The organism is Dactylosporangium sp. NPDC005555 (assembly GCF_040605635.1).
Lineage (GTDB): Bacteria > Actinomycetota > Actinomycetes > Mycobacteriales > Micromonosporaceae > Dactylosporangium.
Map to the genome: position 1 here is coordinate 1 of NZ_JBEXDG010000167.1, position 1,583 is coordinate 1,583.

A 1,583-nucleotide genomic window follows, 5' to 3' on the forward strand; every position below is an offset into this window, starting at 1 on the left:
GCTTGACGTTTAACCTCTGCCTTCGTGGCCAGTGAGGATTCTTGATCACCGATGTGGTGATCGCTGGACATGGATACGGCCTTGGCGTGATCATGTGCGTTGCTGAGACACCCATGATCGACACCAAGGCCGTGGAGATGAGTGTGCCCAACGACGCCGCTCGCGTCGAGTCCCTGCGCGTGTTGTCACAGTTCCGCACGGACTTCTCCGTCTGTCTGACCGCCCGCCACGACGTGCTGTTCGAGTTGACCGACGCGCTGTTGTGTATCGAGGGGCCGGTTCACACGCTGGTCGGTCTGGCGCTCGCTCCTGAGCACCGACGTGGCCACGGTGCCCTCTATGACGCGCTGAACCAGGGCAGTCTCGAGGTGCAACACCTCCGCAGCACGCTGGCTGGGCTGCCGCTGCCCCGGTCGGCAGAGGGCCGGCTGATGCTGGCGGTGGATGTCAGCCCGTGGCTGCGCCCAGACGCGAACACCAGCCCGGACCGGCTGTTCTGCCACGTCCACGGCCGGGCGAAGAACCAGGCGCAGATGATCCCGGGCTGGCCGTACTCGTTCGTGGCCGCCCTGGAACCGGGACGAACGTCCTGGACCGCGGTATTGGACGCGGTCCGGCTCGGCCCGCACGACGACACCGCCGAGGTCACCGCCACCCAGATCCGCGCCGTCCTGCAGCGGCTGATCGAGGCCGGGCAGTGGCGGGCAGGCGACCCGGACGTGCTGATCGTCTGCGACGCCGGCTACGACCTGGCCCGGCTGGCGTTCCTGCTGACCGACCTGCCAGTCGAGATCCTCGGCCGGATCCGCTCGGACCGGGTCCTGCGCCTACCCGCGCCCGCCCGCGAGCCCGGCACCAAGGGCCGGCCACCACGGCACGGCGGCGAACTCCGCCTCGCCGACCCGGACACCTGGCCCGACCCGGACGTCAGCACTGTCACCGACACCAGCCGATGCGGCACCGCCAAAGCCATCGCCTGGGATCGGCTGCACCCACGACTGACCCGCCGCGCCGCCTGGCTGGACCACGACGGTGACCTGCCCATCCTGGAAGGCACCCTGATCCGGCTCACCGTGCAATGGCTACCCGGCGACCGCAAACCCGAGCCGATCTGGCTATGGTCCTCACACACCGACGCCCAACCGTCCAACGTGGACCAACTGTGGCAGGCGTACCTGCGTCGGTTCGACCTGGAACACACCTTCCGACTGTTCAAACAGACCCTCGGCTGGACCCGACCGAAACTGCGTGACCCGTACGCCGCAGACCGCTGGACGTGGCTGATCATCACGGCCCACACCCAACTACGCCTCGCCCGGACCCTCACCACCGACCTCCGCCGCCCCTGGGAACGACCCGCTCCCGACGGCCGGCTCACCCCCGCCAGAGTCCGCCGCGGATTTCGGCACCTCCAGCCGAAGACCACCCACCCAGCCAGCGCACCGAAACCCGCCAAACCCGGCCCCGGACGCCCACCCGGCTCCAAAAACCGACAACCAGCACCCCGCCACGACGTCGGCAAACTCACCAAACGGGAACTGACGGTAACGGCGCACAAACAGCACACGGGTTAAACGTCAAGC

The 1,583-nt window shown here is 68.2% G+C and carries 1 protein-coding gene; it reads left to right on the forward strand.

Annotated features, from left to right (window positions below; translation table 11 throughout):
• The first annotated feature begins 137 nt into the window (after nucleotides 1-137).
• Nucleotides 138-1,574, forward strand: a complete 1,437-nt coding sequence (locus tag ABZS58_RS51270) for an NF041680 family putative transposase (RefSeq protein ID WP_354792125.1) — start codon at nucleotides 138-140, stop codon at nucleotides 1,572-1,574.
• Nucleotides 1,575-1,583 lie beyond the last annotated feature (9 nt).

Excerpts from the sequence above, each read along its gene's own strand:
- ABZS58_RS51270 (WP_354792125.1), top strand. The coding sequence starts at position 138 with ATGAGTGTGCCCAACGACGCCGCTCGCGTCGAGTCCCTGCGCGTGTTG.